We start from the raw sequence: 25,522 nt of genomic DNA, 5'->3' as shown, positions 1-25,522 counted from the left end.
TCCCGCACCCGTCACCGAGGAGAGACATGCCTGGATCGTCCAGGGGCAGTTCGGCGCAGCCGCCCGTAGCCATCACCGGCATGGGCGTGGTCACCCCCGGCGGGTGCACCCCGGACGAGTTGTGGAGCACGCTGCGGACCGGCCGGTCCACCGCGGCCGAGCTGACCCACCTCGACCTCAGCCGCCACCGGGTCCGCATCGGCTGCCGCGTCCGCGGTCTGGAGGAGCTGGCGGGGCTGGTCCCCGCCAAGGAGGCCCGCCGGATGGACCCCTTCGCCCATTACGGCACGGCCGCCGCCCTCGCCGCCCACCGCGACGCCGGATCACCGGCCGCCGAGGCCGGCCGCACCGCCATCGTCGTCGGCAACGCCGTCGGCGGCCGTGCCACCAGCGACCTGGAGTCCGCCCACTACACCGAGGCCGGACCGGCCCGGGTCAACCCGCTCATGCCGCTGATGACCATGCCCAACGCGGCGGCCGCCCAGATCGCCATCCGGCTCGGCTGGACCGGCCCCGCCCTCACCGTCGCCAACACCTGCGCCAGCGGCGCCGACGCCATCGGCCACGCCCTGATGCTCCTCCAGACCGGCCGCGCCGACCTCGTCCTCGCCGGGGGCTGCGAGCACACGCTCACCCCGGTCACCCTGGCCGGCTTCGGCAACCTCAACGCCGTCTCGCTGCGCAACGACGACCCCGAGCACGCCTCACGTCCCTTCGACGTGGACCGCGACGGGTTCGTGATGGGCGAGGGCGCCGGGTTCGTCGTCCTGGAACGCCTCGACGACGCCCGGGCCCGCGGCGCGAAGACCTACGGCCTGGTCGCCGGGTACGCCGCCACCGCCGACGCCCACCACCTGGCGATGCCGCTGCCCGACGGCGCCGGAGCCGCCGCCGCCATGGCCGGGGCCATCGCCGACGCGGGCCTCGACCCCACCGACATCGTGCACGTCAACGCGCACGGCACCTCCACCCCGTACAACGACCGCTCCGAGGCCGCCGCCCTCACCAAGGTGTTCGGCACCGCGCAGCCCCCCGTCACCGCCCCCAAGTCCGTCATCGGCCACCTCATCGGCGCCGCAGGCGCCGTCGAACTCATCGCCACCGTGCAGGCCATGCGGCACTGCGAGGTGCCGCCCACCGCCAACCTCGAACAGCTGGAGCCAGGAATGGACATCGACGTCGTCCACGGCGCGCCGCGCGCCGTCCGGCCGGGGCCCGCGATCACGAACTCCTTCGGGTTCGGCGGCCACAACTCCTCCGTGGTGGTGACGCCGGTATGACGCTCCTCGCCCTGCCCGCCCCCGTCCGCACCCTGACCGTCACCGAGGCCGACGTCACCGGCTACCGGGCCGCCGCCCGCCCCGGGCTGGCGCCCGCCGCCCCCGGCCAGGCCTCGCCCGTACACCCCTTCGTCCTCGCCCACACCGTCGCCGAACAGACCGTGGCCGAGCTGACCGCCGCCGAGCCGGGCCCGGTCTCCGTGGTCCACCTCGGCCAGGACATCCGCGTCCTGCGCCCGGTCCGCCCGGATGAGGAGGTCACGGTACGCCTGGAGGTCCTCGGCGTGCGCAAGGAGCCGCGCGGCGCCCGGATCGCGCTGCGGGTCCGGCTGACCGGGCAGGGCGCGGGGGCCACCGGACCGGAACCCTTCGCGGAACTGGTCATCTCCGCCCTGCTGGTGGGCGCCACCCTGCTGGAGCCCTTCGGTGACATCGCGGGCGGATCCCCCGCCCCCGCCCCGCTCGGCGCGGGCCCGCCGCAGAGCGTGACGCACGAGCTGACCCCGGACCGGATCCGTACGTACGCCCACGCGTCCGGCGACCTCAACCCCATCCACCTCGACGCGGAGGCCGCCCGCGCGGCCGGCTTCGACACCGTCATCGCGCACGGCATGAGCGTGGTCGCCCTCGCCGTCGAGGAGGCCGTGGACCGCTTCGCCGACGGCGACTCCGGCCGGGTGCGCGGCCTCGGCGGCCGCTTCTCCGCCCCCGTGCCCCCCGGTGTCCCGCTGGAGATCGTCCTGCAGCCCGACGCCGAGGCCCGGGTCGTCCGCTTCACCTGCAAGACCCCCAAGGGCGCGGCCGTCAAGAGCGGCTGGATCGAGTTCGCGGGGCCGTCCGCGGAAGGAGGTGACCAGCCATGACCACCGCCGTGAACACCCGGCAGGTTCCCGCCCCCGGCCTCGTCGCCGGATTCCTGACCCAGGTCCACGACCGGCCGCACGCCACCGCCCTCGTCTTCAACGGGGCCGAGACCACCTACCGCGAGCTGTACGACCTGGCCGGCCGCGAACGCGACCGCCTGGCCCGCCTCGCCCTCGCCCCCGGCGAGCCGGTCGGTGTCCTCGCCGACAAGTCCCCGGCCACCGTCGCCCTCGTCCTCGCCTGCCTGCTCGCCCGCCGCCCGGTGATGCTGCCGTCCCCGGCGCTCGCGGACACCCTGCTCGCCGACCTCTTCGCCCAGGCCGGGTGTACGCACGTACTCGCCCCCGGCGGGGAGAGCGCCCGGGTGGGTCCCAACCCGGACGTGGCGGCCCAGCCGCTGCCCGCCGAGGAGGCCGCCGAGGTGGCCTTCCTGCTCACCACCTCCGGCTCCACCAGCCTGCCGAAGATCGTCCCCCTGGGCCGGGACGAGGTGGACCGGTTCGTCGCCTGGGCGGGCGCCGCCTTCGACATCGGACCCGACCGGACCGTCCTCAACTACGCCCCCCTCAACTTCGACCTGTGCCTGCTGGACGTGTGGACCACCCTGGCCCGCGGCGGGCGGACCGTCCTGGTCGACCCCGCCCTCGCCGCCCACGGCCGTCACCTGCTCGACCTGGTCGACCGGCACGAGGTGCACGTCGTACAGGCCGTCCCGATGGCCTTCGGCCTGCTCCAGGACGCGGCCGCCAAGACCGGCTTCACCTTCGAGACCGTCGAGCACGTGATGTTCACGGGCGACGCCATCGCGGACCGCACCTTCGCCGCCCTGCCGACGCTCTTCCCCAAGGCCCGCGTCCACAACATCTACGGGTGCACCGAGACCAACGACAGCTTCATCCACGAGGTCGACACATCGGCCACCTCCTTCCCGCCCGTCCCCATCGGCCGCCCGCTCCCCGGGGTGCACGCCCTGGTCCTGGACCCGGTCACCGGCGCGCTCGTCGAGGGCGCGGGCAGCGGGGAACTGTACGTCTCCACCCCCTTCCAGACCCGCGGCTACCTCGACCGGACCCGGCACGCCGACAAGTTCACCGGGCACCCGCTCGGCCTGGACGACCGCCGCTGGTTCCGCAGCGGAGACCTCGTACGACGCGACGCCGAGGGCACCCTGCACCTGACCGGACGCACCGACTTCCAGGTCAAGGTGCGCGGGGTCGCCGTCAACACCGCCGAGATCGAACGGGTCCTGCAGGAACACCCCGAGGTCCTGGAAGCGGGCGTCAGCGCCGTACCCGACCCGATCGGCGGCAAGAAGCTCGTCGCCGGGGTCCAGCGGACGCCCGGCTCCACCCTCACCGTCCTCGCCCTGCGCTCGCACTGCGCCCGGCACCTGCCCCGCAACGCCGTCCCCACGCAGCTCACGCTCACCGACGAGCCGCTGCCGAAGACGGCCACCGGAAAGGTCGACCGCAAGGCGCTCGACCGCCTGACTCCCATCACTCCTGTCACCACTGCCGCGTCCGCCGCTCCTCTCGCCGAAGGAATCCCGTCATGAGCAACGTCGACACCATCAAGAACTTCGTCATCACCGAGTTCCTCCCGGGCACCGCCCCCACCGAGCTGGCCGTCGACCACGACCTCCTCAACGACGGGGTCATCGACAGCCTCGGCGTCCTCAAGCTGATCGCCTGGGTCGAGGACCGCTTCGAGCTCGCCGTCGGCGACGCCGACCTCGACCCGAACAACTTCCGCAGCGTGGAGGCGATCGACCACTTCATCGCCGACGCCCGCGCGGCGGCCTGAGCCAACCACCGAGAGGGATGAGGGAGGGGGAGCGACCGTGCACGAGGCACTCACCGGCCTGCTGGAACAGAAGGCTCCGATCGGGCGCGACACCTGGGGTTCCTGGTGGGACCTGCTGGGCGACGGCGGCCTCGACACCGCCCAGGTCGTCGGTCTGCTGGCCTCGCTGACCAGCCGGCTCCCCGACCACGACACCCTGCGCCACCTGCTCGACTCGCTCGCCGAACGCCGCCCGCCGACGACGGTGACGGGCCCCTGGGAGGGCACCGTCAACGTCGTCGGGACCGGCGGCGGACCCCGCACCTTCAACATCTCCACCGCCTCGGCGTTCGTCGCCGCGGCCGCCGGGGTGAAGGTGGTCAAGACCGGCTCCCGCGCCTACACCAGCTCGCTCGGCTCCGTCGACCTGCTGGAACGGCTCGGGGTCCGCCTCACCTCCTCCTACGCCCAGACCGAGGACACCCTCGCCGCGTACGGGATCGCCTTCGCCGGGCCCTTCGTCTACCCGGCGCAGCTGACCCGGCTGGCGCGGACCGTGGCCCCGCTGAGCATGAAGCCCTTCGGCCGCTTCCTGAACGCGCTCGGCCCCTTCCTCGCCGACCTGCCGGTCGCCGCCCAGATCACCGGGGTCTCGGCCGCCGCGCCGCTGGACACCCTGCGCCAGCTGGCCGCGTCCACCCTCACCCGGCGGATCTGGCTCACCGCGAACGACACCGGAGCGGACGAGCTGCTGCCCTTCGCCACCAACACCGTCTACGGGGAGCGTGCCATGACCCGGATCATCAGGCCCGGCGAACTCGCCCCGGGCGACGGCTCCTTCGGGGACCTGCGGCCGGTGACCGACCCGGCCGACGCCGTCTCGCACTTCCTCTCCGTGCTCTCCGGCACGGCGGGCGCGGTGGCCACCCGTACGGTCGCACTCGGGGCCGCGGCCCTGCTCGTGGCCGAGGGCACCCGCAGGGACTGGCCCTCCGCGGTCGCCCTGGCCCAGGGCGCGATCCTCTCGGGCGCCGCCCGGGACCTGGCCGAGCGCATGGCCGCCGCCCCGAAGCCGGGCCCCAAGCCCGCCCCGAAGCCGGCCGCCCCGGCGCCGCGCACCCGGGCGGTGTCCCGTGCCTGAGCCCACGAAGCCCGCGTCCTCGACTCCCGTGTCCTCGGCTCCCGCGCCCTTCTTCCCGGGGCGCCGGACCCCCGGCGGAGCCCCCGGACTCGCCCTCTTCCTCAACGCGGGCGACCCGCCGCTCCCGGTCCTGCGCGACCTCGTCCTGATGCTGGACGAGGAGGGCGTCGACTGCCTCGAACTGGCCGTGCCCTTCCCCGACTCGGTCACCGACGGCCCCGTCATCCGGCGCTCGGCGCGCCGGGCACTGGACCGGGGCGGGGCCGCGCTGGACGACGTACTCGCCTTCGTGGCGGACGTACGGCCGCACCTGAACCACACCCGGATCGCCCTGCTCACCGACTGGAGGTACTCCCTCGGGGACCGCGACCTCGGCGCCGTCACCCGCGAGATCGCCGCGTCGGGCGCGGACGGACTCCTCGTCCACGCCCTGCCCCCCAGGCTGCGCGCGGAGCACCTGGAGTCGGCCGCCGCGGCCGGGCTCCCGGTGGTCACCACCTGCTACACGCAGAGCCCGGCCGACACCCGGGCCCAGGCGGCGGCCTCCGCCTCGGCCTACCTCTACCTCGTCGCCCACTACGGGCGCAGCGGCACGGCCCCCGCCACCGGCCACGCCGCGCTCGCCCACACCGTCACCGGCCTGCGGGCGCACACCGACTCGCCGATCGCCGTCGGCTTCGGGGTCAGCACCCGCCAGGACGTGGAAGCCGTCGGGGCCAGCGGCGCCGACGCCGCGATCATCGGCTCGGCCGCGGTGGCCGCCGTGGAACGGGCCCAGCGGGACGGGCGCGATGTGCCCGAAGCCTTCCGGGAGTTCGTCCGCTCGGTCCTGCCCGCCGCCGTACCCGCCGTACCCGCCTGACCTGCACGCCAGTACCTCTCGTCCCTCCGCTCACCCTCACACATCGGGAGTTCGCCATGATCGTTCGTGACATCGAGTCCGTGAAGACCGTCGAGTGGGGCAACGGCCTGAGCCGCCGCTTCCTCCTGGCCGAGGACGGCCTCGGCTACACGCTGACCGACACGGTCGTGCTGGCCGGCACCAAGTCCCGCCTGGAGTACGTCAACCACCTGGAAGCCTGCTACTGCATCGCCGGCTCCGGCGAGGTCATCGAACTCGACGGCACCTCGCACGAGATCGTCCCCGGCCGGATGTACGCGCTCGACCAGCACGACGCCCACTTCCTGGTCGCCAGCCCCGACGAGGACCTGCGCCTGGTCTGCGTCTTCTCGCCCGCCCTGCGCGGCAACGAGGTGCACAACCTCGACGCCCACAGCTCCTCGGCCTACTGAACCACCCGGGGCCGCCCGGGAGCCACGACCGCGATTCCCGGCCCCGGGCGGCCCGCACCCGCAGACACACCACGATTCACTATTCAAAGGGGTCCGTCGTGATCCGTTGGAACTCCGACCAGGCAGATCTGCGCGAAGGCCTGGAGCGGTGGGGAGACGCCCTCAGCGCAGACCATCTCGAACTCGACGAGAAGTCCGCCTTCTCCGAGGACAAGTGGAAGCTCGTCCAGAAGACCGGGATCCTCTCCCTGCCCTTCGAGGAGCAGTACGGCGGCCTCGGCCAGTCGGTCCTGACCACCATGTACGTGCTGGAAGGGCTCGGCGAGTACAACCGGGACTCCGGTCTCAGCTTCTCCGTCACCACCTCGATCTGCTCGACCGGAATCCCCGTCCAGCAGTTCGGCACCCCCGGGCAGAAGGAGCGCTACCTGCCCCTGATCGCCTCGGGAGAGGCGATCGGCGCCCACGCCATCACCGAGGCCGAGGGCGGCTCGGACGCCATGGCGATGACCACCCGGGCGGTCCGCGACGGCGACGACTTCGTCATCAACGGCAGCAAGGTCTTCGTCAGCAACGGGCCGATCGCGGACGTGATCGTGGTCTACGCCCGCACCCATCCGGACGGCGGCCCGCTCGGCACGACGGCCTTCCTGGTGGACCGGAACACCCCCGGCATCACGGCGGGCACACCGCTCAAGAAGATGGGGCTGCGGACCTCGCCGCTCTGCGAGCTGTTCTTCGACGACGTACGGGTCCCCAGGACGGCGGTCCTCGGCCGGGTCGGCGGCGGATTCATGGTCCTGGACCACGTGATGAAACGGGAGATCCTCTACTCCTTCATCGTCAACGTCGGCGAGATGCAGCACCGGCTGGACCGGTGCGTCGAATACGCGAAGACGCGCAGGTCGTTCGGCAAGTCGATCGGCTCGTACCAGTCGATCGCCAACAAGATCGTCGACACGAAGATCCAGCTGGAGACCGCCCGCAAGTGGCTCTACGACACGGGCGAGAAGCTGGAGGCGGGCGAGAACATCACCGTCGACCTCGCCATATCCAAACTCGTCACCAGCGAGAGCAACCTCGCCACCAGCCTCACCGCCGTGCAGATCTTCGGCGGCCACGGCTACATGGCGGAGTACGGGCTGGAGATCGACGTCCGCAACGCCGTGGGCGGCACGATCTACTCCGGCACGAACGAGATCCAGTACAACCGCATCGCCTCGATGCTGGGACTCGGCAAATGACCACCGGGGCTTTTGTTCCTTCCCCCGCCACCTTGTCCCGGACCCTGCTGAAGGTGTGCGGAGCCACGGAGGCGGAGGACATCGGGGCCGCGGCGGCCGCCGGGGCGGACTGCGTCGGGCTCTGGCACGGCGTGCCCGGCGGCCCCCGCGAGCTGGACCGGGACGCCTTCGCCGCCCTCGCGGCGGCGACCCGCTCGGCCGGCCTCCTGCCGGTCCTGGTCACCTTCCTCGCCGACGCCGGGGAACTGACGGAGCTGGCCCGCCGTGCGGGGGTCGGCTGGATCCAGCTCCACGCCTACCAACCACCCGCGGTCGTACGGGCGTTGCGGTCCGCCCTCCCCGAGGAGGTCGGGATCGTCAAGGTGCTGCACGTGACCCCGGGCGGGGGCGGCTGCGTCGAACGCCCGCTCATCGGCGCCTACGAACGCGCCGGCACCGACCTCTTCCTCCTCGACACCGCCACCGCGGACGGCCGGATCGGCTCCACCGGCCGCACCCTCGACCCGGCCGACGTGCTGGCCCTGCTGCCCCGCCTCACCCGGCCGTTCCTGCTGGCCGGAGGCCTGGACCCGGCCAATCGGCCCGCCTACGAGGAGGTCGTGCGCCACCCCGGCTTCCGCGGCATCGACGTGGACACCGCCGCCCGCGACCGGACCACCGGCGCCTTCGGCATCCCGCAGATCGCCGCCCTGGCGAGAGCCTGGCGCACCCCCTCCTGAGCCTCCCCTCTCTCCCTTCATGACATGGAGCTTTGGCGATGACGAAGCAGAACCGGACCGGCTTCCCTTTTCTAGAGGCCCTCCTGGCCTCCCCGACCCCGGTGGTGATGGAGGTCAAGCGGCGCGACGCGCACGGCTACGACCTCCTCGGCGGCCGCACCCCGGCCGCGATCGTCGGCGCGTACGAGACCGCCGGCGCCCCCTGCATCTCGGTGGTCACCGGCCGCTGGTTCGGCGGCTCGCCCGCCCTGCTGCGCGACGTCGCCGCGATGACCGACCTGCCGCTGCTCCAGAAGGACTTCATCACCCGCAAGGACCAGATCCGCGCGGCGAAGGAACTCGGCGCCTCCGCGGTCCTGCTGACGGCCGCCCTGCTGCCCGAGTCGAGCATGCGCACCCTGGTCACCGAGTGCCTGCTGGCCGGGCTCACCCCCTTCGTCGAGATCACCAGCGAGGCCGAACTGGAAGGGGTCCACCACCCCGAGGAATGCGTGATCGCGGTCAACAACAAGGACATCAAGACGCGCGAGCGCGACGCCGGTGACCTGCACCGCAGCCTGGACCTGCTCCCGGCGGTCCGCGCGACCGGCACCCCGGCCCCGGTCAGCGCCAGCGGCATCAACGGCCCCGCGACCGCCGCGAACCTCCTCGACGCGGGCTTCGCCGGCCTCCTCGTCGGCACCTCCCTGCTGCGCACCCGCTCCCCGATCGCCTGGATGGACGCGGTGGCGGGCGCCCGCAGAGACCTGGCGATCCGATGAGCGCGCGTACGGTCCACACTCTCACCGGGTCGGGGATCCCGCTCTCCGCCCACTTCACCCTCCCGGCGGAGGGCGCGGCGCCCCGCGCCACGATCCTGGCCATCCACGGCCGGGGCATGCGGGCCGGGTACTGGGACGCCTTCACCCCGCTGGCCACCCGCCTCGGCCACGCCGTCCTGGCCGTGGACCGCCCCGGCTACGGCGACTCGGCGGCGTACCTGCCCGAGGGCCAGAACCTCGCCGACCAGGCCGAGACCCTCCGGGCCGCCCTGAAGGAACACGCCCGTACGCACGACCTCGGCGCCGGGGTCTTCCTGCTCGGCCACTCCGACGGCGGCAAGGTCGCCCTCCACACGGCCGCCGGGGGAACGGACGCCCCGCCCCTGCTGGGCCTGGACGCCTCCGGCGTCGGCTACCACTACAACCCCGAGGCCCTGCACTTCCCCTCCACCCTCGGCGGCGGCGCCACCAAGCTCAACTGGGGCCCCCTCGGCCTCTACCCCCGCGGCACCTTCCAGGCCAGCCGCGCCCTGCTCGCCCCGACCCCGCCGCGCGAGTCGGCGGAAACGATGTGGTGGCCGCGCCAGTTCGAAACCCTGGCCCCCGAGATCCGCATCCCGGTCCGCCTCACCTTCGCGCAGCACGAGGCCTGGTGGGACCTCTCCGAGACCGCCCTCCAGGCGATGACCACCCGCCTGACCGCATCCCCCTCGGTCACCGTCGACCACCTCTCTTCCTCAGGCCACAACATCAGCCTGGGCCACACGGCCACCGCCTACCACCTCCGCGCCCTGGCCTTCCTGGAGGAATGCCTCCTGCGGCGCTGACCGTTCGCGGTGGCGCATCACCCCCTCCCGACCGCCGGTCCGGGAGGGGGTGACTTCGCGGTCAGCGTGCGAAGGTGCGCCTGCGACGGCGGACGGTGGCTTCTGCGCTGTGCGGGGCCGTGACGGTGCAGTCGTTCGGTACGGTCCGGATGGCCAAGGTCACGCCGCTCGTGATCTGGCAGCGGCGGCCGATCGCGACGCCGGGGCCGATGCCGATGTTGGTGCCGGTCTGGGTGTCGTCGCCGATGAGGGCTCCGAACCGGGTCGTGCCCGACCGGTACAGGCCACTGGCGGTCCGCATGATCACCTCCCGGTCAGGCGTGCGCATGTCCGTGGTCATGTTGATCGCGGCCACGGTGACGTTCGCGGACAGGTGGGTCCGGGCCCCGAGGATCGTGCGGTTGACGCCGATCCGGTGGCCGAGGACGGCGCTTTCCCCGACGAACGTGGCGGTGACCTCGCAGTTGAATCCGACCCGGGCACCAGCGCACAGGATGCTGCCCTTGCGTACGGTGCTGAATTCGTGGACCTTGACGTCCGGTCCGATGATCACGTCGTCCCCGATGATCGCCGTGGGGTGGATGAACGCGGAGGGGTGGATGCGCCGTTCCTCCCCGAGCCTCACGAGGGCTTCGCGCTGGAGGCCGGTCCACTGGGCCAGGAATTCGGCGAGTTCGAACGTCTCCAGACCGCCGTACGGCGTCGTGGCGATGGCCCCCTCGGTGGGGCCGGTGACGTAGTTGCCGAGGGTGATCCGTTCCATGCCGTTGGCCTTTCGTACGGTCCGGAGCCCGGGCTGGGTCATTCGCCCGGCCATGTACGGGCTGCGGCGGGCTCCTGGCGGAGCCAGTCCGGGACGGCGGCCGGGGTGTCCTGGAGCCACTTCACGTAGCGGGCCACCCCCTCGGTGATGGTGACCTTCGGCTTCCAGGCCAGGATGCTCTCCATCCGGCGAATGGCCGCGTACCCGCCGAGGGGGTCACCCGCCGGGAGAGGCGTCTCCAGGCAGGCCGTGTCCGGGTAGTGGGCCTGGACCAGCTGGGCGACCGCCCTCACGCTGGTGGGGACACCGGTGCCGATGTTCACGGTTTCGGTGTGTGCGCGGGGGCTGGTCAGGGCCCGTAGGGTGCCCTCGGCTATGTCGTCGACGTGGACCATGTCCCGTACCTGGCGGCCGCCGCCGTTCAGGTGGAGCGGGAGGCCGAGGTGGGCCCGTACCGCGAACCAGGCCACGACCCACGAATGGGAGTCGGGTTTGACGGTCTGCGGTTCGCCGTAGACGGAGAAGTACCGGACGATCGCGTACGACGTGCCGACCTGGCCGAGGACGAGCGCGGTCTGTTCCTCGCCCCACGCCTTCGTGTTGCCGTACACGGACTTGGGGCGCATGCGGGTGAACTCGTGGAATTGGGGCTGGATGCGTCCGTGGACTGCTTCGAGGAGCTGGCGCATGGTCAGGAGGTCGGGGCTGTCGGTCTCCTCGGGGTCGCCGTCGCCGTAGACACTGGCGGAGGAGACGAAGACCATGCGGCGGACGCGGTCGGTCGCGGCGACGGCGTCCAGGATGGTCTGGGTGCCGGACACGTTGGTGTCGATGGCGGCCAGCGGGTCCCGGGTGCAGGCGGCGACGTCCGCGAGGGCGGCGGCGTGAATCACGTAGTCCGATTCCGCGACCAGCTTGCGCACCAAGGCGGTGTCCCGGACGTTCCCCAGGACCACGTCGGGGTCCCCGGCGCGGACGTCGAACAGGTCGGCGTACACGTGCTCCGGGTACGCGCTCATGGTGCACAGGGTGACTGCGCGGGCGCCGAGGGCCTGTAGCCGGGCGGTGATGCGGGAGCCGATGAGTCCGGCGCCGCCGGTCACCAGGACGGTGGCGCCGGCCAGGGCACCGAGGTCTGAGCGGTGGTGCACGATGCCTCCAGAAACAGGGTCCGGGTGGAACGTGACGGGCAGTCGGCCTTGCAATCAGTGAAGCGGTGGTTACTGTGCGCAGGTATCGTGGGCGGCGCAGCAGCCTGTTCAACCTGTTCAAGATCAGGTCAGGGAGTGGCAGTTGACGGAACGGCGGGATCCGAACACCGCGCTGGCGGACGTCATCGCCGAGGCCGGGTGCACGTACGAGGCCCTGGCCAGGGCGATCCGTACCGTCGCCGCCGAGGCCGGAGAGGAACTCCACACCTCCCGCTCGGCCGTGCACTCCTGGGTCGCGGGCGGAACACCGAGCGGTCGGACGCGCTCGTACATCGCCGAAGCGCTCACCAGAAGGGTGAAGCGGAAGGTCACGCTCTCCGAGATCGGTCTAGGCTGCGCGGGCATCGGCGAGGCCCTGGGGGCCGATCCGTTGGCCAGTGCCACCGACCTCGGGAGATTCGTGATGCTCCGTCGCAGGAACTTCCTCAACGCCGCCTTCGCGACGGCCGCCGTCGGTCTGCCCCTCGCCTACGACCACGAAGCCGTCGCCGCCACCCTCCGGGCGGCCGAGCGCGGCGGCAGCGTCGGCGCGGGCGAGGTCGCCACTGTCCGGCAGCTCACCGAAACATTCCGAAGCGCGGACGACCGACTGGGCGGCGGCCACGGGCTGACGACGGTGACCGCCTACCTCACGGACACGGTAATCCCCATACTGGAGGGGCGGTTCGCGTCCGAGTCATTGCGCCGAAGCGCTTTCGGGGCGGCGGCCACGCTGGCGTGCCTGGTCGGCTGGAAGCACCACGACCTCGGCCGTGAAGGTGCCGCGCAGCGCTACTACCTGCTCGGCTTCCAGCTGGCCTGCGAGTCCGACCCGGATGGGCACGGCGCATGGATGATGCGGGCGCTGACCCACCAGGCACTCGACCTCGGCCACCCCGCCTCGTGCGTCGGTCTGGCGGAGGAAGCACTACGCCGCGCGTCGGGCAAGGTCGACCGGCAGACCGAGGCACTCCTGCTGGTCACGTGCGCCCGGGCGTACGGGGCCTGCGGCGAGGGGCCGAAGGCGGCAGCCGCCCTGCTGTCGGCCGAAGACGCGATGCTGGCCGGTCACGATCAAGTGCCCCCGTACGCCGCCGCCTCGGGACCGGTCGTGGCCACCGTCGCTTCGCACACCGGCAAGACCCTGACCGAGATGAAGGACCACCGGGCCGCTGAGAAGCACTACCGCGCGGCGCTCAGGGGCCGGGTGCCGGGCACCTACCAACGGGTGCACGGCCTCACGTTGGTCAACCTCGGCAAGTCGGTTGCCGCCCAGCACCGGCACGAGGAGGCAGTGGCCCTGTGGAACCGATCCCTCGACTTCATGGACGGAGTGGTCTCCGACCGGAGCCGGAAGGAGATCCGGTCCATCCGGTCCACGGCCGCCGGGTACGGAAAGCGCGGGATCCCCGGAGCGCGAGCCCTGGATCAGCGCGCCAACGAGCTGCTGCGGGCCCAGGCATGAGCGGCCCCCGTAGGCACACGCTCACGGTCGGCGTCGTCATCCTCACGATGGGGGACAGGGAGAGGGAACTCCAGGCCCTCCTCGATTCGGTGGCGGCCCAGGAGGGCGCCCCCGCGACGGTCGTCGTGCTCGGCCAGGGGGTCCGGCTCCCCGACCTCCCCGACGGAGTCGCGGCCGTCGAGCTGCCCGAGAACCTGGGCATCCCCGGAGGCAGGAACGCCGGGGTGCGGTGGCTGCGCGAACACGGCGGCGCCGACGTCGTCCTGGTCCTGGACGACGACGGCCTGCTGCCAGGAACCGACGCGCTGCGGCTCCTCCGGGAGGCCTTCACCGCGAACCCCCGGCTCGGGATCGTGGGCTTCCGCATCGCCGACGAGGAAGGCCGCTCCCAGCGCAGGCACGTACCCCGCCTCGGCGGCGCCGACCCCCTGCTCTCCGGCCCGGTCACCACCTTCCTCGGCGGCGCCCACGCGATCCGGATGCGCGTGATCGACGAGGTCGGCGAGTTCCCCGCACCGTTCTTCTACGCCCACGAGGAAACCGACTTCGCCTGGCGCGCGCTCGACGCCGACTGGCAGATCGACTACCGGGCGGACCTCGTACTGCGACACCCCCGCACCCCGGCATCCCGCCACGCCGTCTACTACCGCAACACCGCGCGCAACCGCGTCTGGCTCGCGAAGCGACACCTGCCCGCCGTCCTGATCCCGGTGTACCTCGCCACGTGGGCGGCCTACACCCTGGCACAGCGTCCCCCGGCGGCCGGGCTGAGGGCATGGTGGGCCGGATTCTTCGAGGGCGTACGGGTCGCGTGCCCGCCCCGGCGTCCCATGCGGTGGCGAACCGTGTGGCGCATGACCCGACTGGGTCGACCGCCAGTGATCTGACTCTCCGAGACCGCCCTCCAGGCGATGACCACCCGCCTGACGTCACCCTGCTCGCGGGCCCCGGCCGGGTGCTCCGTTCGAGTGCCGTCGGTGGTGGCTGGAGGCGGTCGAAGCCGCTGGTGGGAAGCTTTCTTCAGTTCCTTGCGTGCCAGCTGTGCGTGCGCCGGCCGCGCGGGCGGTTCGGGAGCATGCGGCGCATGACGTTGATGAAACGAAATGCGTACCTGTGGTTCAAGCACACGATCACCGCCCGCGCGTCGGCCGGACCGGTGCTGTGATTCCGGCGCAGGCCGCGCGGCCCGGACAGCACGTGCGCGTCGTGGTCGTCGGAGCGGGGTTCTCCGGTATCGGCGCTGCCATCCGGCTGCGCCGGGCGGGGTTCCGCGATGTCCTCGTTCTGGAGAAGGCGCCGCAACTCGGCGGCACCTGGCGGGAGAACACGTATCCGGGCTGCGCCTGTGATGTGCCCTCGACGCTCTACAGCTACTCCTTCACCCCGGGTGCCGCCTGGAGCAGGGTCTTCGCCGGACAGGAGGAGATCCATGCGTATCTGCGGACCACGGCCGCGGAGCACGGGCTCTGCGATGCCGTGCGCTGCGGAGTGCACGTACGGGAAGCCCGGTGGGATCCGGCGGCCGGGCGCTGGCTGCTGGAGACCAGCGACGGGCCCTACAGCGCCGAGGTACTGGTCCTGGCCACCGGGCCGTGGCACGTTCCGCGCCGCCTCGACGTTCCCGGGCTGGAGGACTTCACCGGGCCCGTGATGCACACCGCCCAGTGGGACCACGGCGTCGACCTGACCGGGCGGCGCGTGACCGTGGTGGGGGCCGGCGCCTCCGCCGTCCAGGTCGTGCCGGCCATCGCGGCCCGGGCGGCGGCCGTGCACCTCTTCCAGCGGACCGCCCCGTGGGTGCTGCCCAAGCCCGACCTGCCGGTGCCGGCGGCGCTCAACTGGGGCCTGGACCGGTTGCCCGGTGCCCGCAGTGCCTTGCGCGCCGGGCAGTACACGCTGCAGGAGGGCTTCGGATTCGCCTTCCGCCACCCTCGGGTCGCCCGCCTCGTCGAGGCCGGTGCCCGTGCGCACCTGCGGCTCGCGGTCCGGGACCGGGTCCTGCGCCGGGCGCTCACGCCGGACTACCGGCTGGGCTGCAAGCGCCTCCTCACCTCCAGCACCTTCTACCCCGCGCTGGCCCAGCCGCATGTCCGCCTGCACCCCACCGCCGTGACCGCCGTACGCGGGAACGAGGTCGTCGGCGCGGACGGCACCGTGGCGCGCACCGACGTCCTCATCACGGCCACGGGCTTCGGCGTCGGCGAGCTGCCGCTGGCCCGCAGCCTGTACGGCGCGAAGGGCACGACCCTGCACGAGGCCTGGGACGGCGCACCGCAGGCGTACCTGGGCACCACCGTCAGCGGCTTCCCCAACCTCTTCCTCCTCCTCGGGCCCAATCTGCTCGGCGGCTCCACCTCCGCGATCACTGTCCTGGAAGCCCAGCTGACGTACCTCACCGCCGCCCTGGCCCACCTCGACCACGGCCGCCACCGCGCCCTGGAGGTCCGGCCGGAGGCGCAGGCCGCGCACAACACGGCGGTGCAGGAGGCGTTGCGGACCACGGTGTACAACTCCGGTGGCTGCAGCAGCTATTACTTCAGCCCCGGCGGGCGGAACACCTTCGCCTGGCCGTGGTCCACCGGGCGGCTGGTGCGCCGGCTCGGCCGCTTCGACCCCGGTTCCTACGCCTGGTACGGGAAGGACGGATCCCTGCCCGCTCCCTTGCCCGCCCCCTTGCCCGCTCAGGCGAGGCCGCAGCACGACGACGACCGCACGGTGCCCGCGAAGGGAACACGGCCATGAAACGGCGCCCGAGAGTGCGACCTTACGAACGGGAAATCCACCACCTTCTGCCCCCGGGCGCCGATCCCGAGCCGGTCACCGCTCCCACCGGCTGGTACTTCGCCCGCTTCAGCAGGGACCTGCGGCGCGGACAGGTGGTGCCGGTCACCTACATGTCGTACGAGTACGCGCTGTTCAGGACGGACAGCGGACAGGTCGGCATGGTCGAGAGCCAGTGCTGTCACATGGGGGCGCATCTGGCCCGGGGCGGATACGTCCGCGAGGAGAGCCTGACCTGCGGCTTCCACGCCTGGGAGTTCGACGTCACCGGCCGCTGCGTGAAGATCCCCGGCGGCTGCCGCATCCCGTCGCGTGCCGTGCAGCGCAGCCTGACCGTGGTGGAGCACAGCGGGTGCCTCTGGTTCTGGCACGGGCCCGGCCCCGCGCGGCCCTTCACCGAACTCGACCACGCGCAGGACCGCCGGCGCTACCTGCACGTGTCCGGTGAGGTGCACGTGTGCCGCTCAGACCTGCTCACCGTCAGCGAACACGTCACCGACGTCGCGCACTGGCCCTGCGCACACGGTGCGCCGGGGCCGATGGCGTACGTTCCCCTGCGGGACGAGGGCCGCCACTTCTCCTTCATGATCCAGCCCGTCGACGCGAACGTCACCCGGGTCCAGCGCTTCCGCCCCTACGCCCGGGTCACGATGGCGAGCCCGACACTGGCCCTGGTCACCGCCCAGTCACAGCCGCAGGAGGACCCCCGGCCACCGCTGCTGACCGTGATCGCCGCCGTGAGTCCGGTGGGGCCCGGCCTGACGGTCGCGATGTGGGCCGTCGTCGTACGCAAGCTCGGACCGGACTGGCTGCTGTGGCCGGTCAACCGGCTGTGGGCGGCGTTCCTGCGGCGCCTGGTGCGCCGCAATGCCGCATCGGATGTGGATGTCCTGCGGTGGAGGCGGCCTGTGGCCAAGGATCTGTGGTCAGCGGCTGACGGCCCCTCGGTCCGCGCGTACCGGAGCTTCTACCGGCGCAACCTTCCCCCGGACGGCGGAGCGTAGGGTGGCGCGCAGCCGGTTCTTGTCCGGTTTGCCCGCCTCGGTGAGCGGCAGGCGGTCCACGAGGTGGACGCGGCTCGGCTCGTACAGTGCGCCCATGCGGGCCGTGACGAACTCCGCGAGCCGGTCCGGCCGCGGGGTGTGACCCGGGGCGGGGACGACGGCGACATGGAGTTCCTCCGTGTCGTGCGCGCCGCGCGTCCCGAAGGCCGCGCAGTGCGCGACGGCGGGGTGGGTGAGCAGGAGCTGCTCCACCTCGGCGGGGTACACGTGGCCGCCGACCACGATGACGATGTCCTTCAGCCGGTCGACCAGGTGCAAGTGGTGATCGGCGTCGAGGAATCCCAGGTCCCCGGTGGCGAGCCAGCCGTCGCGCAGCACCGCGGCGGTGAGGTCGGGCCGGCGCCAGTAGCCGCTCATCATCAGGGGGGTGCGGACGTGGATCTCGCCGGTGTCACCGGGGGGCTGGGCGGTGCCTGCCGTGTTCCGGATCTCGATGTCGACTCCGGGCAGCGGGCGGCCGAGCGTGATCCGGCCGTCGGGCGCGGTCACCGCGTGTTCGTGCGGCAGGACTTCGGTGATCGGGCCCGCCTCGGTCTGGCCGTACGAGCCGTGCAGCACCGGGCCGAAGACCTCGGCGGCCCGGCGCATGCGCGCGGCGGACGTGGGGGCGCCGCCGTAGAAGAGGCGGCGGAGGCTGGAGACGTCGGTGGTGGCGAGGTGCGGGTGGTCCAGCAGCTCGTGCAGCAGGGGAGGCAGGAGCCAGAGGTCGGTGATGCGGTGCCGCTCGACGGCCGCGAGGACGTCAGCCGGGTCGAAGGCGGGATGCAGGAGGACGGAGCCCCCGGCGAGGAGCGTCGCGTCGGCGATGATGCCGGCCATGTGCGCGAGGGAGGTGCAGGCGAGGAACCGTACGGAGGGACCGGACGGGAGGTGGGCGGCGTGGGCGGCCAGGATCCGCCGGTAGGGGCCGTGTGCCATCCGGACGAGTTTGGGTGTCCCGGTGGTGCCGCCGGTGAACCGGAGGCACCAGTCGTCGTCGGCGCGGGCGGCGCCGACGCGGGCGGCGCCGGGGGGTGTGCGTACGGCGGGCGGGCTGTCGGTGAACAGGCCGGGGGCCAGGGTCAGTACGGCGGGCACACGGCTCCTGGCGGCCCCGGCCGCCGTTCGGGCGCCGGGGTCGACGAGGAGCAGGGCGGGGTCGGTGCTCTCCAGGATCTCGGCCTGTGCCGCGGGGGCCGTGCCGTGGCCGAGGTGCACGACCCTGGCGCCGAGAAGGTTCGCGGCGTACCGGGCGATGAGCGCTTCGGGGTGGTTGCCCGTGAGGAGTGCGACGGTGCTCGCGCGGGTGACGCCGTGGGCCGCCATCAGCGTGGCCGCCCCGCGGACGCCGTCGTGCAGATCCCCGGCGGTGAGGGTGCGGTCCGCCGTGGTGAGCGCGGAACGTCCGGGTGCGCGCGCGAGGGTGTCGAGCAGGGCGTCCACGTAACTCTCGTACGGGGGCGGCGGGTTCCCGGGCATGGCGGTGACTCCTTCAAGGGGAGGGGGAGGGAGGCGGGTGCTTCTTCTCCGGAGGCTTCTCCGGGGCTTCTCCGGAGGCTAAGGGCACCTCGCTCATGATCTCCAAGGCCGTTTTGGTCATGAGACGATGCCTTGGGAGATATGAAGGGGATAGGAAAGGGGCGGCTGGTGGATCTGCTGTCGTTGCGCTGCTTCCAGGTCGTCGCGCGCCACGAGCACATCAGCCGGGCGGCCGACGAACTGCGCGTCGCCCAGCCTTCGGTGAGCCGGACGATCGCCCGGCTGGAGGCGGAGCTGGGTGTGCCGCTCTTCGACCGCCGGGGTCGCCGGATCCACCTCAACCGGCATGGCGCGGCCTTCTTGAGCCGCGTGGACCGGGCGCTGGCGGAGCTTGAGGACGGGCGCCGCGAACTGGCGGACGCGGCGCGCCGTGGTGACGGGGGCGGCGGCAGTGTCACCGTGGCGAGCGAGACGCTCCTGACCCTGACCGGGCTGCTCGCCCGGTTCCGCGCGGCTCATCCCGGTGTCGATGTCCGGCTGCGGCAGTCGTCCGCCCAGGCGATGGCCCGCCAGCTGCGCACCCGCGAGGCGGATGTATGTTTCGCTTCCCAGCCGGTGGCCGGTCCGTCCCTGCGCGCGGTGGTGCTGCTGACGGAGGAGGTACTGCTCGCGGTGCCCCGCGGTCACCGGCTGGCCGGGCGGCAGCGGGTCGAGGTGACGGAACTGGACGGGGAGCCGTTCGTCACGCCCGGCCGGGGCCACTGGCAACGGACGCTCGCCGACGGGCTGTTCGCACAGGCGGGCGTGCAGCCGACGGTCGTGTGCGAGGGGGACGAACCCGGCGCGGTCCTCGACCTGGTCGCCGCGGGCCTGGGGGTGGCCCTCGTCCCGGCCGTCGCGCGGGACTCCGGGACCCGGGACATCGTGGCCTGGGCGCGGCTGGCCTCACCGGACGCGCGCCGCGAACTGCGACTCGTACGGCACGAGGATTCCTACGAGTCGACGGCCGCCCGCTGCTTCGCGGAGTTCGCCGTGCGGCACTTTCGGGGCGAGGGCGCGGGCGAGGGCGAGGGCGCGGGCGAGCCGGAATTCTGAAATTCTGAAACCCGCCTAGCGGATCTGGTCGGCCGCCCACGCGGCCCACTCTCGGCGCATCGCGTTGAAGCGGAGGCCGTACTCCAGGGCGATCTTGCCGTTCACCGACAGCGGGTCGTCGCCCCAGTCGATGGAGTCGGCCAGTTGGCGCAAGGCCTCGTGTTCCTGCTCCGACAGCTCCATCAGCTCGGTGAGGTAGCTCCGCGCCTGGTCGGGCGTGATCACGTTGAGGAAGAAGACCCGCAGCAGGATGTCGCTCCGGGTGTTGCGCGTGGGCTTGATCTCCGTCAGCCAGTGGCGCAGCTCCGCCAGGCCCTCGTCCGTGAGGGTGTACTCCTTGCGGCCGCGCGGGCCCTGGGCCGAGGCGCTGATCAGCCCGTTGTCGGCGAGCTTGGACAGCTCTGTGTACATCTGGCTCTGTGTGGCGGGCCAGACGTTGGCCAAGGATGTCTCGAAGCGCTTCAGCAGGTCGTAGCCGCTGGCGGGGCGCTCTGACAGGAGTCCGAGGAGGGCGTGTCGAAGGCTCATGCCGCCATCTTACCTTCCACTCTTGACATGTCGAGGCTGGAGGTTCTAATTTCGACATGTCAGAACAGGAACGTCACAGGAAACGTCAGCAACCCGGGGGCCTTCGATGTCGTACGTACGCACCTTCCTTCCGTGGATCGTCTTCGCGGTCGTCCCGTCCGCCCAGTGGCAGTGGGGGGCGCTCGCCGGTCTGCTGGTGGCGGTGGCGGTGATCGCCCAGCAGCGGCGTACGGGAGTCGGCTTCGACGCGCTGATCATGGAAGCCGGCTCGGCCGTCTTCTTCGCGGTCCTCGCGGCCGTCGCCTTCGCGGATGCCCATTCCCCCGTACACGCCTACTCGGCGGCGTTCTCCTCGGCCACCCTGGCCCTCATCGCGGGGGTCTCGCTCCTCGCGGGCAAGCCGTTCACGCTGGGCATCGCCAAGCGCACCACCCCGCCCGAGGTCTGGAGCCTCAAGCCCTTCGTCCGGATCAACGTGGTCATCACCACCGTGTGGACCGCCGCCTTCGCCATCACGGCGGGCGCCCTCGCGGCCCTCGCCCACGCCGGCCAGGGTCACTCCACGACGGCGACGCTCGTCCAGGCCGCCGGGTTCGTCGTGCCCATGCTGTTCACCGTGCGCTACGTCGCCAGCGCCCAGGCCAAGGCCCAGGCCAGGGGCTAGTCAGCACCTGACGCTCGGCGCCGGACCGGCGCCGACGTCCCGAAGCCGGTCCCCGGCTCCGGCGGCCCGGCTCCGGCGGCCCCGACCCATGAGTCGCGCGCCGCCGGATCGCCCTGCCCGTACGACAGCGATCCCGCTCGCCCCCCTCACAGTTCAGCCCCGGGTCCGGGTTCTCCGGACCCGGAGAACCCCTGTGCTTCCACGTGCTTCCACGTGCTTCCACCTCACCAGGAGAATGTCATGAACATGATCAGTCGCCTCGCCTTGTCCCGCCTCGCCCTGTCCGTCGCCGTCGTCGGTGCGGTCACCGCCACGACACTGGGGCAGGCCTTCGCCGACACCCCGGCGCCGCCCGCCGCCACCGCGTCCAGAACGGCGAACCAGGGCTTACTGACCCGCTTCACCCCGACCGTGCCCAACCCGACGACCGCCTCGGCGGCGCAGTTGGCCGCAGCGCCCCGGCCGGTCGGCGCCTTCGCCACCCTGACCGCGGACTCCTCGGCAGGCGGCAGCATCAGCAGGGCCGATGTCATCTCCCGGGCCCAGTCGTGGGTCGACGCCGGCGTGCCGTACAGCATGACCAGCTACCGCAGCGACGCCAACGGCACGTACCGCACCGACTGTTCCGGCTTCGTCTCCATGGCCTGGCACCTCGGCTCCTCCAGCGGGAACAACTGGGGCGAGACCACCGGCACCCTGCTGAACTACACCTCCTCCATATCCAAGGAGTCCCTCAAGCCGGGTGACATCCTCCTCAACCCCGACTCGGGCGCCAGCGGCCACGTGGTCCTCTTCAACGGATGGACCAGCTCCGACCACTCCACGTACGACGCGCTGGAGGAGTCCGGCAGCAGCGGCGCCGTCCACCACAGCATCCCCTACCCCTACTACAGCGGCCACGGCACCTTCAGCCCCCGCCGCTACGACAACATCCAGGACTCCAACACCCGCGCGGACATCACGGGTGACGGCAAGGCGGATCTGATGGTGTTGAGCCCGGACGGGACGATCGGGCTGCGTCCGGGGTCGGGGTCGAGTTTCGGTGCGAGTACCACGGTCAGTGCGGGCTGGCAGAACTTCCTGGGCGGTGCGGGTCAGGGGCGCCTGTATTACGCGGACATCAATGGCGACGGCAACAAGGACCTGCTGGTCCAGGCCGTGGACGGCACCATCGGCGTCCGTTTCAACAACGGTTCGGGCACGAGCTTCGGCGCGAACGTTCCCCTGTCCTCGGGTTGGCAGAACTATCTGAGCCAGCCGGGTCAGGGCCGGCTGTCCTTCCCTGACATCAACGGTGATGGCAAAGCGGACCTGGTGATCCAGGGCACTGACGGGACGATCGCGACCCACCTCGGCTCGGGTACGAGCTTCGGTGCGAACATCCCCCTGTCCTCGGGTTGGCAGAACTACCTGAGCCAGGCCGGTCAGGGCCGGCTGTCCTTCCCCGACATCAACGGTGACGGTAAGGCCGACCTGGTGATCCAGGGCGCCGACGGCACGATCGCGACCCACCTGGGCTCGGGTACGAGCTTCGGTGCGAACATCCCGCTCTCCTCCGGCTGGCAGAACTACCTCAGCCAGCCCGGCCAGGGCCGCCTGTCCTTCCCCGACATCAACGGTGACGGCAAAGCGGACCTCGTGATCCAGGGCACCGACGGCACCGTAGCCACCCACCTCGGCTCGGGCACGAGCTTCGGCGCGAACATCCCCCTGTCCTCGGGTTGGCAGAACTACCTGAGCCAGCCCGGCCAGGGCACCCTCTCCTTCGAGTAGCGCGACACGTGCTCCGGGGGGACCGGCCCGGTCCCCCCGGAGCACCGCCATGCCCTGATCCACTCCGCGCACTGCTCTCTGATGGGAAGAATCCCGTGTCCATATCGCCCCGCGCCCGCAAGGCCGTATTCACCCTCGCCGCTGCCCCGCTCGCCCTACAACTACTCCTCGGCACCGCGACGACCGCGCAGGCCGCGTCCGTCACCACCTGGGACAAGGTCGCCAGCTGCGAGAGCGGCGGCAACTGGTCCATCAACACCGGCAACGGCTTCTACGGCGGGCTGCAGTTCACCGCCAGCACCTGGAATTCCTACGGCGGAACGAACTACGCCGCCCGCGCTGACCTGGCCACCAAGCAGCAGCAGATCCTCACCGCCGAAAGGGTGCTTGCCTCTCAGGGCCCCGGAGCGTGGCCCACCTGCGGCCCCCTGGCCGGACTCGGCAACGACCACACGGACCCGTACCCTCCCGCCCCCACCCGCGCGGATGTCACGGGTGACGGCAAGGCGGATCTGATGGTGTTGAGCCCGGACGGGACGATCGGGCTGCGTCCGGGGTCGGGGTCGAGTTTCGGTGCGAGTACCACGGTCAGTGCGGGCTGGCAGAACTTCCTGGGCGGTGTGGGTCAGGGGCGTCTGTATTACGCGGACATCAATGGCGATGGCAACAAGGACCTGCTGGTCCAGGCCGTGGACGGCACCATTGGCGTCCGTTTCAACAACGGTTCGGGCACGAGCTTCGGTGCGAACGTGCCGCTGTCCTCGGGTTGGCAGAACTACCTGAGCCAGCCGGGCCAGGGTCGCCTGTCCTTCCCCGACATCAACGGTGACGGCAAGGCGGACCTGGTGATCCAGGGCACTGACGGGACCATCGCGACCCACCTCGGCTCCGGTACGAGCTTCGGCGCGAACCTCCCGCTCTCCTCGGGTTGGCAGAACTACCTGAGCCAGCCCGGCCAGGGTCGCCTGTCCTTCCCCGACATCAACGGTGACGGCAAGGCGGACCTGGTGATCCAGGGCACTGACGGCACGATCGCGACCCACCTCGGCTCGGGCACGAGCTTCGGCGCGAACATCCCCCTGTCCTCGGGTTGGCAGAACTACCTGAGCCAGGCCGGTCAGGGCCGGCTGTCCTTCCCCGACATCAACGGTGACGGCAAGGCGGACCTGGTGATCCAGGGCACCGACGGCACCGTAGCCACCCACCTCGGCTCCGGTACGAGCTTCGGCGCGAACCTCCCCCTCTCCTCCGGCTGGCAGAACTACCTCAGCCAGCCCGGCCAGGGCACCCTCTCCTTCGAGTAGGGCCCGACAGCGCCGGCCCTAGAGACCCGAGGTGTCGAGTACGACCTCGAACGGTTCGGGCAGGCGGACCGGGACGCCGAAGGGGTGAGGGCCGTCGGCGCGCGTGTAGCCGAGCGGGCCGGGCTCGGAGAACAGGCTCACGCTCCGCTCGACCCGGTCGACGAGCAGGTACAGCGGTGCGCCGTACTCGGCGTACCGCTTGCGCTTGACGACGCGGTCGGTCTCGGCGTTCGACTCCGAGGTCACCTCGACGACGAGGAGCGTCTGGTCGGGTACGAGCGCCCCGCCGCCCCTGGCCAGTTCGGCCGGCACCACGGCGAGGTCGGGCACGTACCAGTTCTGGGACTTGGGGAGATCGAGGTTCCCGGAGCCCGTGATGCAGCGCAGCTCCGCCACCCGGGGCGTGATCTGGTCACGGATGGTCTCGGTCGCGGCTGCGTGGTCCCAGGACCGTGACCGCCTGGTGTGGATGACACCCTCGACCACCTCCGCGCGGTCATCCTGGGTGTGCTGAACGGCGTACTTCAGCGCCTGTTCAGGGTCACTCACCCCTGCTGTGCTCATGGCGTGGCCCCCCGGGTCATCCGTCACCCCGACGCTACCGCTCCCGGACTCCCCGGCCCCGAGTCCGGTCGTCACCCGAAAGGCCGACGTCCGGAGGTCGGTGAAATACGGTTGTCGTCGCAGGTCGGTGCATGGATAGGGTCGGCTCCATGGCAACACGACTTGTGCAGATTGCGATGAACGCCCGGGACGACTCGGCGGTCGGCCGGTTCTGGGCGGAGGTGCTCGGCTGGGGCATCGACAGTGAGGGGCCCGGCGTGACCAACGTCGAGCCCGTCGGGCTTCCCTATCCGGACCCCTCCGCCCTCTTTGTCGACGTCATTCGCGTCCCGGAGCCCAAGACGGTGAAGAACCGGGTACACGTCGACCTCGCCACCCAATCCGCCGCCCATCAGGCGGAGTTGGTCGCGCGGCTGCGGGCTCTCGGTGCCACCGATGCTGACCTCGGGCAGGGTGAGGTCCCGTGGACGGTGCTGGCCGACCCGGAGGGCAACGAGTTCTGTGTGCTGGAGCCCCGGGAGATGTACCGGGACACCGGGCCGATGGCCGCCGTGGTGGTCGACTGTGTGGATCCGCGGGTCATGGCGCGGTTCTGGGGAGAGGCGATGGACTGGACCCTGCACGAGGTGACCGACGACCGGGCGGCGCTGCGCTCCGCCAAGGGGGTCGGCCCGTACCTCGAATTCATCCGCACGCCCGACGTGAAGACCGTGAAGAACCGGATCCACCTGGACCTCCGCGCGTACGCCGGTGACGATCACACGGCCGAGGCCGACCGGCTTCGGGCCCTCGGTGCCACCGACGTCGACCTCGGGCAGGGCGACGTGCCGTGGGCGGTGCTGGCCGACCCGGAGGGCAACGAGTTCTGCCTTCTCACCCCGCGCTGATCCCGCACTGACCCCGCGCCCCTCCCGCCCGGCGGCGGGAGGGGGCGTCGGCGTGTGCCTGGGCCAACAGCCAAC

General features: G+C 71.8%; 25 protein-coding genes. 20 read left to right on the top strand and 5 right to left on the bottom strand.

Annotation, left to right across the window (positions count from 1 at the left end; genetic code table 11):
* Nucleotides 1-26: 26 nt before the first annotated feature.
* From OHS33_RS37955 to OHS33_RS37905, 11 genes are all read left to right on the top strand, one after another.
* Nucleotides 27-1,280, top strand: a complete 1,254-nt coding sequence (locus tag OHS33_RS37955) for a beta-ketoacyl-[acyl-carrier-protein] synthase family protein (RefSeq protein ID WP_330335469.1) — start codon at nucleotides 27-29, stop codon at nucleotides 1,278-1,280.
* Complete coding sequence (locus OHS33_RS37950) at nucleotides 1,277-2,143, top strand: MaoC/PaaZ C-terminal domain-containing protein (protein WP_330335468.1); 867 nt, start codon at nucleotides 1,277-1,279, stop codon at nucleotides 2,141-2,143. Before OHS33_RS37955 ends, OHS33_RS37950 begins: the two co-directional genes overlap by 4 nt.
* Complete coding sequence (locus tag OHS33_RS37945) at nucleotides 2,140-3,699, top strand: AMP-binding protein (RefSeq protein WP_330335467.1); 1,560 nt, start codon at nucleotides 2,140-2,142, stop codon at nucleotides 3,697-3,699. The genes OHS33_RS37950 and OHS33_RS37945 overlap by 4 nt, the downstream gene beginning before the upstream one ends.
* The gene (locus OHS33_RS37940; RefSeq protein WP_330335466.1) at nucleotides 3,696-3,947 is read left to right on the top strand and encodes a phosphopantetheine-binding protein; all 252 of its coding nucleotides are present in this window, start codon (nucleotides 3,696-3,698) and stop codon (nucleotides 3,945-3,947) included. Before OHS33_RS37945 ends, OHS33_RS37940 begins: the two co-directional genes overlap by 4 nt.
* 37 nt (nucleotides 3,948-3,984) lie before the next feature.
* Complete coding sequence (locus OHS33_RS37935) at nucleotides 3,985-5,067, top strand: hypothetical protein (RefSeq protein WP_330335465.1); 1,083 nt, start codon at nucleotides 3,985-3,987, stop codon at nucleotides 5,065-5,067.
* A complete protein-coding gene (gene trpA, locus OHS33_RS37930; RefSeq protein WP_330335464.1) occupies nucleotides 5,060-5,929 on the top strand; it encodes a tryptophan synthase subunit alpha in 870 nt (289 codons plus the stop codon). The genes OHS33_RS37935 and trpA overlap by 8 nt, the downstream gene beginning before the upstream one ends.
* Before the next feature lie 56 nt (nucleotides 5,930-5,985).
* Nucleotides 5,986-6,360 carry an ectoine synthase gene (locus OHS33_RS37925; RefSeq protein ID WP_330335463.1) on the top strand — a complete coding sequence of 125 codons (375 nt, stop codon included), beginning with the start codon at nucleotides 5,986-5,988 and terminating at the stop codon, nucleotides 6,358-6,360.
* Nucleotides 6,361-6,458: 98 nt separating this feature from the next.
* Nucleotides 6,459-7,604: an acyl-CoA dehydrogenase family protein gene (locus OHS33_RS37920; protein WP_330335462.1), complete on the top strand. Its 1,146-nt coding sequence runs from the start codon at nucleotides 6,459-6,461 to the stop codon at nucleotides 7,602-7,604.
* A gap of 32 nt (nucleotides 7,605-7,636) precedes the next feature.
* The gene (locus tag OHS33_RS37915) at nucleotides 7,637-8,323 is read left to right on the top strand and encodes an N-(5'-phosphoribosyl)anthranilate isomerase (protein WP_330335461.1); all 687 of its coding nucleotides are present in this window, start codon (nucleotides 7,637-7,639) and stop codon (nucleotides 8,321-8,323) included.
* A gap of 38 nt (nucleotides 8,324-8,361) precedes the next feature.
* Nucleotides 8,362-9,084, top strand: a complete 723-nt coding sequence (locus OHS33_RS37910; protein ID WP_330335460.1) for an indole-3-glycerol-phosphate synthase — start codon at nucleotides 8,362-8,364, stop codon at nucleotides 9,082-9,084.
* Nucleotides 9,081-9,911, top strand: coding sequence for an alpha/beta hydrolase (locus tag OHS33_RS37905; RefSeq protein WP_330335459.1), 831 nt, complete (start codon nucleotides 9,081-9,083; stop codon nucleotides 9,909-9,911). The genes OHS33_RS37910 and OHS33_RS37905 overlap by 4 nt, the downstream gene beginning before the upstream one ends.
* Nucleotides 9,912-9,972: 61 nt before the next feature.
* On the opposite strand, the gene OHS33_RS37900 is transcribed toward OHS33_RS37905, so the two are convergent.
* Together OHS33_RS37900 and OHS33_RS37895 are read right to left on the bottom strand one after the other, a co-directional pair.
* The gene (locus OHS33_RS37900; protein WP_330335458.1) at nucleotides 9,973-10,674 is read right to left on the bottom strand and encodes a transferase; all 702 of its coding nucleotides are present in this window, start codon (nucleotides 10,672-10,674) and stop codon (nucleotides 9,973-9,975) included.
* Nucleotides 10,675-10,712: 38 nt separating this feature from the next.
* Complete coding sequence (locus tag OHS33_RS37895) at nucleotides 10,713-11,825, bottom strand: NAD-dependent epimerase/dehydratase family protein (protein ID WP_330335457.1); 1,113 nt, start codon at nucleotides 11,823-11,825, stop codon at nucleotides 10,713-10,715.
* A 142-nt stretch (nucleotides 11,826-11,967) separates the two neighbouring features.
* On the opposite strand from OHS33_RS37895, the gene OHS33_RS37890 reads away from it, so the two are divergent.
* From OHS33_RS37890 to OHS33_RS37875, 4 genes are all read left to right on the top strand, one after another.
* Complete coding sequence (locus OHS33_RS37890; RefSeq protein WP_330335456.1) at nucleotides 11,968-13,329, top strand: tetratricopeptide repeat protein; 1,362 nt, start codon at nucleotides 11,968-11,970, stop codon at nucleotides 13,327-13,329.
* Nucleotides 13,326-14,216 (top strand): glycosyltransferase family 2 protein, encoded by an 891-nt coding sequence (locus OHS33_RS37885; RefSeq protein WP_330335455.1) that lies wholly within the window; start codon nucleotides 13,326-13,328, stop codon nucleotides 14,214-14,216. Before OHS33_RS37890 ends, OHS33_RS37885 begins: the two co-directional genes overlap by 4 nt.
* Before the next feature lie 274 nt (nucleotides 14,217-14,490).
* Nucleotides 14,491-16,071: a flavin-containing monooxygenase gene (locus OHS33_RS37880; RefSeq protein WP_330335454.1), complete on the top strand. Its 1,581-nt coding sequence runs from the start codon at nucleotides 14,491-14,493 to the stop codon at nucleotides 16,069-16,071.
* Between the two features lie 14 nt (nucleotides 16,072-16,085).
* Nucleotides 16,086-17,114, top strand: coding sequence for a Rieske 2Fe-2S domain-containing protein (locus OHS33_RS37875; RefSeq protein ID WP_330335453.1), 1,029 nt, complete (start codon nucleotides 16,086-16,088; stop codon nucleotides 17,112-17,114).
* On the opposite strand, the gene OHS33_RS37870 is transcribed toward OHS33_RS37875, so the two are convergent.
* Nucleotides 17,037-18,632 (bottom strand): class I adenylate-forming enzyme family protein, encoded by a 1,596-nt coding sequence (locus OHS33_RS37870; protein ID WP_330335452.1) that lies wholly within the window; start codon nucleotides 18,630-18,632, stop codon nucleotides 17,037-17,039. The two genes, OHS33_RS37875 and OHS33_RS37870, sit on opposite strands and share 78 nt — an antisense overlap.
* A 168-nt stretch (nucleotides 18,633-18,800) precedes the next feature.
* On the opposite strand from OHS33_RS37870, the gene OHS33_RS37865 reads away from it, so the two are divergent.
* Nucleotides 18,801-19,727 (top strand): LysR family transcriptional regulator, encoded by a 927-nt coding sequence (locus tag OHS33_RS37865; RefSeq protein ID WP_330335451.1) that lies wholly within the window; start codon nucleotides 18,801-18,803, stop codon nucleotides 19,725-19,727.
* Nucleotides 19,728-19,742: 15 nt separating this feature from the next.
* Here OHS33_RS37865 and OHS33_RS37860 read toward each other — a convergent pair whose 3' ends face one another.
* Nucleotides 19,743-20,255 (bottom strand): PadR family transcriptional regulator, encoded by a 513-nt coding sequence (locus OHS33_RS37860; RefSeq protein WP_330335450.1) that lies wholly within the window; start codon nucleotides 20,253-20,255, stop codon nucleotides 19,743-19,745.
* A gap of 106 nt (nucleotides 20,256-20,361) precedes the next feature.
* On the opposite strand from OHS33_RS37860, the gene OHS33_RS37855 reads away from it, so the two are divergent.
* From OHS33_RS37855 to OHS33_RS37845, 3 genes are all read left to right on the top strand, one after another.
* Nucleotides 20,362-20,919: a hypothetical protein gene (locus OHS33_RS37855; protein ID WP_330335449.1), complete on the top strand. Its 558-nt coding sequence runs from the start codon at nucleotides 20,362-20,364 to the stop codon at nucleotides 20,917-20,919.
* A 240-nt stretch (nucleotides 20,920-21,159) separates the two neighbouring features.
* Nucleotides 21,160-22,692 carry a C40 family peptidase gene (locus OHS33_RS37850; protein WP_330335448.1) on the top strand — a complete coding sequence of 511 codons (1,533 nt, stop codon included), beginning with the start codon at nucleotides 21,160-21,162 and terminating at the stop codon, nucleotides 22,690-22,692.
* A gap of 95 nt (nucleotides 22,693-22,787) precedes the next feature.
* Nucleotides 22,788-23,996, top strand: coding sequence for a transglycosylase family protein (locus OHS33_RS37845; RefSeq protein WP_330335447.1), 1,209 nt, complete (start codon nucleotides 22,788-22,790; stop codon nucleotides 23,994-23,996).
* Between the two features lie 18 nt (nucleotides 23,997-24,014).
* Here the strand turns inward: OHS33_RS37845 and OHS33_RS37840 are convergent, their stop codons facing one another.
* A complete protein-coding gene (locus OHS33_RS37840; RefSeq protein WP_330335446.1) occupies nucleotides 24,015-24,560 on the bottom strand; it encodes a Uma2 family endonuclease in 546 nt (181 codons plus the stop codon).
* Nucleotides 24,561-24,709: 149 nt separating this feature from the next.
* Here OHS33_RS37840 and OHS33_RS37835 point away from each other — a divergent pair, with 149 nt between their 5' ends.
* The gene (locus OHS33_RS37835) at nucleotides 24,710-25,447 is read left to right on the top strand and encodes a VOC family protein (RefSeq protein ID WP_330335445.1); all 738 of its coding nucleotides are present in this window, start codon (nucleotides 24,710-24,712) and stop codon (nucleotides 25,445-25,447) included.
* Nucleotides 25,448-25,522 lie beyond the last annotated feature (75 nt).

Source organism: Streptomyces sp. NBC_00536, from assembly GCF_036346295.1.
In the GTDB taxonomy this organism is placed as follows: Bacteria; Actinomycetota; Actinomycetes; order Streptomycetales; family Streptomycetaceae; genus Streptomyces.
Note: the sequence above shows the minus strand (reverse complement) of the source record. Positions and strands in the feature narration are given on the sequence as shown.

Bases quoted from the DNA above. Each gene is read 5' to 3' on its own strand.
- OHS33_RS37870 (WP_330335452.1), bottom strand. From the start codon at position 18,632: ATGCCCGGGAACCCGCCGCCCCCGTACGAGAGTTACGTGGACGCCCTG.
- OHS33_RS37855 (WP_330335449.1), top strand. From the start codon at position 20,362: ATGTCGTACGTACGCACCTTCCTTCCGTGGATCGTCTTCGCGGTCGTC.
- OHS33_RS37950 (WP_330335468.1), top strand. From the start codon at position 1,277: ATGACGCTCCTCGCCCTGCCCGCCCCCGTCCGCACCCTGACCGTCACC.
- OHS33_RS37905 (WP_330335459.1), top strand. From the start codon at position 9,081: ATGAGCGCGCGTACGGTCCACACTCTCACCGGGTCGGGGATCCCGCTC.
- OHS33_RS37925 (WP_330335463.1), top strand. From the start codon at position 5,986: ATGATCGTTCGTGACATCGAGTCCGTGAAGACCGTCGAGTGGGGCAAC.
- OHS33_RS37860 (WP_330335450.1), bottom strand. From the start codon at position 20,255: ATGAGCCTTCGACACGCCCTCCTCGGACTCCTGTCAGAGCGCCCCGCC.
- OHS33_RS37945 (WP_330335467.1), top strand. From the start codon at position 2,140: ATGACCACCGCCGTGAACACCCGGCAGGTTCCCGCCCCCGGCCTCGTC.
- OHS33_RS37955 (WP_330335469.1), top strand. From the start codon at position 27: ATGCCTGGATCGTCCAGGGGCAGTTCGGCGCAGCCGCCCGTAGCCATC.
- OHS33_RS37900 (WP_330335458.1), bottom strand. From the start codon at position 10,674: ATGGAACGGATCACCCTCGGCAACTACGTCACCGGCCCCACCGAGGGG.
- OHS33_RS37910 (WP_330335460.1), top strand. From the start codon at position 8,362: ATGACGAAGCAGAACCGGACCGGCTTCCCTTTTCTAGAGGCCCTCCTG.
- OHS33_RS37940 (WP_330335466.1), top strand. From the start codon at position 3,696: ATGAGCAACGTCGACACCATCAAGAACTTCGTCATCACCGAGTTCCTC.
- OHS33_RS37840 (WP_330335446.1), bottom strand. From the start codon at position 24,560: ATGAGCACAGCAGGGGTGAGTGACCCTGAACAGGCGCTGAAGTACGCC.
- OHS33_RS37850 (WP_330335448.1), top strand. From the start codon at position 21,160: ATGAACATGATCAGTCGCCTCGCCTTGTCCCGCCTCGCCCTGTCCGTC.
- OHS33_RS37835 (WP_330335445.1), top strand. From the start codon at position 24,710: ATGGCAACACGACTTGTGCAGATTGCGATGAACGCCCGGGACGACTCG.
- OHS33_RS37885 (WP_330335455.1), top strand. From the start codon at position 13,326: ATGAGCGGCCCCCGTAGGCACACGCTCACGGTCGGCGTCGTCATCCTC.